The sequence below is a fragment of the Psychrobacter sp. CAM01 genome (genome assembly GCF_032842965.1).
In the GTDB taxonomy this organism is placed as follows: domain Bacteria; phylum Pseudomonadota; class Gammaproteobacteria; order Pseudomonadales; family Moraxellaceae; genus Psychrobacter; species Psychrobacter celer.
In genome coordinates, this window is the sequence record NZ_JAWJBL010000010.1 from 1 (window position 1) to 4,467 (window position 4,467).

Genomic DNA, 4,467 nt, shown 5'->3' on the forward strand with positions numbered 1-4,467 from the left:
AGTAGAAAATGCTTTCGCTAAGCTAAAACAGTATAGGGCGGTTGCCACCAGATTTGATAAACTCAAGCAGAGTTATGAGAATACGGTCGCGCTCGCTTGTGCTTATATCTGGCTCAAATTATGAATGTTCAACACGCCCTATATATCAACGTGGAACTGGTATAAATTTTCCTTGCGTGCTATGCCTGCGCTGCTCGATGCTGCATAAAACTCATCCCAGTCCCACTGTATCGTTTTTATACTGAACTCACTATATCATCATATTGTCTTGTTATTTCACTATTGACAGAAATAAAAGAATAGTGCAGTATGGAAACAGACAATGGTTATCAATTTAAAAAATAGCGTGTATCTATCAATTATGAAACTAAATCCTGTGACTGAAAAATTCGTTTTGCATTGGGGAGAGATGGGCTCGCAGTGGGGCATCAATCGCACCATGTCGCAGATTCATGCGTTATTGTTTATCATTGGAAAGCCTTTAAATGCTGAGCAGATTACTGAAACGCTTGGTGTTGCACGCTCAAACGTTTCAAACAGCCTCAAAGAGCTACAACATTGGGGGCTGGTACAAAAGGTCTCAATACTGGGCGACCGCCGCGATCACTTTACCACCAATACCGACGTTTGGGAGTTGGCACGTATCATCGTAATTGAGCGTCAAAAGCGTGAGCTTGAGCCGACAGTACAGTTTTTGCAGGCGCTTATAGACAGCCCAGAGTTTGAGCACGAAAACAGCGACGTAAAAGCTCGGCTTCGTGAGACACAAGCATTCGTCGAAACAGTGACCACGTGGTCTTCTGAGATGCTACGATTGCCCAGCAGTGTACTCAAAAAGATATTGAAGTTGGGTAGTAGTATAAAAAAAGTCTTACGTTAATGGGCTGTGTTAAACGAGTGATGGTGGGTGGTTTAATGATAGTTAATCTACTGTAAAACAGGTACAGCGCGACTGGTATTCAGTTTTTTTGCGGGCGGTATTTACGCCGACAGAGGACACGCCCTACATAAACTCATAAAAACTTAGACTGTTATTTCTGTTTTGACAGAAATAACAATAACAAGATAACTTATAGAGGCTTTAGACAGAGGTCTTAGACCAATCACAAATGGATGTGGCACATGAAACCAAATAACACACAGAGTCAGACAGAGCAAACGGTCAAGGATGTGGTGAGGTCGATAGTCTGGCAAGACCTGCGCCAGCTGACTGGTAGACAGATCGCTTATAATATTATTTTGCCTTATCCGTTTTTATTGTTGTCGTGGTGGTTTGCTAGCCAGTCTTGGTATGTACTGGCGTGCGGTGCGTCTTATCTGTTTTTTGCCGCCGCTTTTCGTCAAGCGCATGATGGTTATCACCATAGTTTAGGTGCAGGTCGGCGTCTGACCACTGCTCTTTTGTTGCTGCTTAGTGTGCTATTGATGACCAGCTTACATAGTATCCGAGCCACTCATATGGCGCATCATCGAGACCCATTAGGCGACCAAGACGTTGAGGGTCGTTTGGCAAAGGCATCATGGCAGCAAGCGCTGCTCGGCGGTATCACGTATCGGTTGGCTATCTACCGTCAAGGGCTGCGCTTGAGCAGTCGCCGTCATAGGATGCTGGCTTGGCTAGAGTTTGGGTTGATGGCATTGGTGATTATGGGCGCCCTGATGATGAGCGTATTTGCTGCGTCTACGGTGTTTGGGCAGGTAGTGCTATATCATCTCGTGGTGATGATGTTGGCCAATGCCAGTGTCGGTATCATCGCTGTGTGGGGCGTGCATCATGACTGTGACGAGACGATAGCTCGCACTGAGCGCAATCCTCTGGTAAATCTGCTGACATTTAATTTACTGTATCACGTAGAGCATCATTTGTTTCCTGCGATACCATCCAACCATTTGCCAGCGCTTGCCAAGCGTTTGGACGCAGCCGCACCTCACTTGACCAATGCGCCTGTACTACCCAGTCGCGCTACTGTTATAAAGCACATTAAGCGTCGCTGGAGTGCCATAAAAGACAAGTATCAAAACAGTAATGACAGTGAGTGCCCTATCCGTAAGCATTTTGCTTAGAGACGAGTAGATCTCTAAATGGATGAAAGAAGGTTGATTGTTTTATAGGTGCTGGTCACTAGAGCGTGTCTTCATTTTTATAGTTAGATGAATGTAAAACTGTTATGGATTTAAACGCGCTACTGGTATAAATTTTACTTGCGTGCTGCGTTCCCAGAGGCTGCGCAAAATTCATCCCAGTAGCGCTATGACATTTTTAGAGTGTATCGACTATAACCCATTTAGATGACTATTGATTGAATTGAAGAGATGTCGTAGACCAAAAGACGTTACCAAAAACCTGTGAAAGTCGTTTTGATATCACGGTGAAAGAAGACGATGATGGTGAGACAGCGTTTATCTTAAGCAAAGAGTTGACGATACAGATAGTTGGCGACATGAATAAGGAGTCAGACATGCATATTTTAATCAGTGGTGGTTCAGGTTTTTTGGGTCGAGCATTTAGCGACGAAATCATGGCGCGGTATCGTGAGCGAAAAGAGGCACTACAAGTCACTTGGCTGACGCGTGATAGTAACCAGGCGCACCCTGACGATATCGCTATGATGACTTATGATGAGCTTACAAAGACTGATAAAAGCTTTGATGTGATAATAAACCTAGCGGGGGCAGGTATTGCCGACTCGCGCTGGAGCGATAGTCGCAAAGAGCAGCTGATGGCGAGCCGTATCCGGCCTACTGAGGCATTGTTGGCATTTATCGCTCGCAGCCGCAGCAAGCCCAAATTATTGATTAGTGGTTCAGCGATAGGGTGGTACGGCACACAAGGCGATAAACCATTGACAGAAAGTAGTGGTTTTGAGACAGATTTTGCTCATAAATTATGTGATGATTGGGAGCAGTTAGCGCTTAAAGCCACTGAACATGGTGTGCCTGTGGCAATCGTGCGCACTGGTGTGGTTATTCATCCTGATGGCGGGATGCTTGCCAAGCTTTTGACCCCATTTAAAATGGGCGTTGGTGGACAATTAGGCGATGGCAAGCAAATCATGAGCTGGATCAGTCGGGCAGACTGGGTCGGCGCTGTGATATTTATCATTGAGCAGCACCTTGCTGATTATGACAACAGTCAAACCACAAATGATAACTCACTAAAAACCACAAATGATACGCCAGCCATGGTCTATAACTTGACCGCGCCCAATCCTGTAACCAATCATGCTTTTACCAAAACCGTAGGTACATGGCTACATCGTCCAACATTCTTTACTTTACCAGAATTTTTACTAAAGCTGATATTTGGTGAGATGTCGACACTACTAATTGATGGTCAAAAAGTATTGCCACAGGCGTTATTAGCGGCGGGTTATGAGTTTCGATATCCTACGCTCATGCAAGCCTTAGAGGCGAAACAGCGCTAAATAAAAGAACGGGTTGTAGTTGTTTCATGTGAAACAAATACAACCCGTTCACCATCCGCCTTAATATGATAAAACTGGTGCTTAATTATGGCTGTCAAAAAAAGCAAAGACTCAAGTATCACACTAACAAAACAGTACGCTCGCAATCCTTATCCGTGGTTAAGGATTGTTGTCAGCTTTGCGCTATTTGGTGGGTGGATCGGGGCCAATGCGATGAATTTTATATTGTTTTTGCTGAACGGCGCTTTGCCAAGAAATATGCAAGGGTTTGATGTTCAGTACTTCATAGCAGACATGTTCGAAGGTCTTGGTTTTAAGATGATAGCGGGTCTATTTCCTGCTTTGATAACTGCAGGTGTCGTTATATATTTTAAGCTGCATCTTAAAACAATCAAAAGCTGGCTTGCGTTAGGAGTATTGGGATTTATGGCGACTGTTCCGTTTAGCCTAATCGTAATGCTGATAGCGGAGTCGGTAGATCTTGAGCTCTTTTATTTGGCGACGTTGGTGGGTATGTCAGGGTCATGTAGCGCCATCATAGTAGGCGGTTTAACGATTCCCAAATCGTAGTGCTAAACGAATGGATATATCTGACTTTGCTGTGAGAGGTTTTAACTTAGAGGTGTTTCACGTGAAACCATATAACTGACTTATACCAGTTACGCGTTTAAATGAATAGCCCCTTTACTTTGAGCGACCCGAGCGCCGTGCAGCTGGTTTATTTGGATTCGACTATATAGTCGATGCACTCTAAAAAGCACATAGCGCTACTGGGATGAATTTTGCGCAGCCTCTGGGAACGCAGCACGCAAGTAAAATTTATACCAGTAGCGCGTTTAAATTTATATAACAGTTTTATTTTCAACTGACTATATGAGATTTTATGTAAAAAGCGTGAAGCATTAGGGCGTGTTGAACATTCATAATTTGAGCCAGATATAAGCACAAGCGAGCGCGACCGTATTCTCATAACTCTGCTTGAGTTTATCAAATCTGGTGGCAACCGCCCTATACTGTTTTAGCTTAGCGAAAGCATTTTCTA

The 4,467-nt window shown here is 44.2% G+C and carries 4 protein-coding genes and 2 pseudogenes; 5 read left to right on the forward strand and 1 reads right to left on the reverse strand.

The features are described 5' to 3' along the window. From R0I52_RS07880 to R0I52_RS07900, 5 genes and pseudogenes are all read left to right on the forward strand, one after another. Positions 1 to 124: pseudogene (locus tag R0I52_RS07880) on the forward strand (IS5/IS1182 family transposase); the annotation flags it as partial. Between the two features lie 237 nt (positions 125 to 361). Then, the gene (locus tag R0I52_RS07885; RefSeq protein WP_100748948.1) at positions 362 to 880 is read left to right on the forward strand and encodes a GbsR/MarR family transcriptional regulator; all 519 of its coding nucleotides are present in this window, start codon (positions 362 to 364) and stop codon (positions 878 to 880) included. A gap of 242 nt (positions 881 to 1,122) precedes the next feature. Beyond that, positions 1,123 to 2,064 (forward strand): fatty acid desaturase, encoded by a 942-nt coding sequence (locus tag R0I52_RS07890; protein ID WP_317053882.1) that lies wholly within the window; start codon positions 1,123 to 1,125, stop codon positions 2,062 to 2,064. Between the two features lie 305 nt (positions 2,065 to 2,369). Next, positions 2,370 to 3,425 carry a TIGR01777 family oxidoreductase gene (locus R0I52_RS07895; RefSeq protein ID WP_317053883.1) on the forward strand — a complete coding sequence of 352 codons (1,056 nt, stop codon included), beginning with the start codon at positions 2,370 to 2,372 and terminating at the stop codon, positions 3,423 to 3,425. 87 nt (positions 3,426 to 3,512) lie between these two features. Next, positions 3,513 to 3,995 (forward strand): hypothetical protein, encoded by a 483-nt coding sequence (locus tag R0I52_RS07900; RefSeq protein WP_317053884.1) that lies wholly within the window; start codon positions 3,513 to 3,515, stop codon positions 3,993 to 3,995. A gap of 350 nt (positions 3,996 to 4,345) precedes the next feature. On the opposite strand, the pseudogene R0I52_RS07905 reads toward R0I52_RS07900, so the two are convergent. Further along, positions 4,346 to 4,467, reverse strand: a pseudogene (locus R0I52_RS07905) (IS5/IS1182 family transposase); the annotation flags it as partial.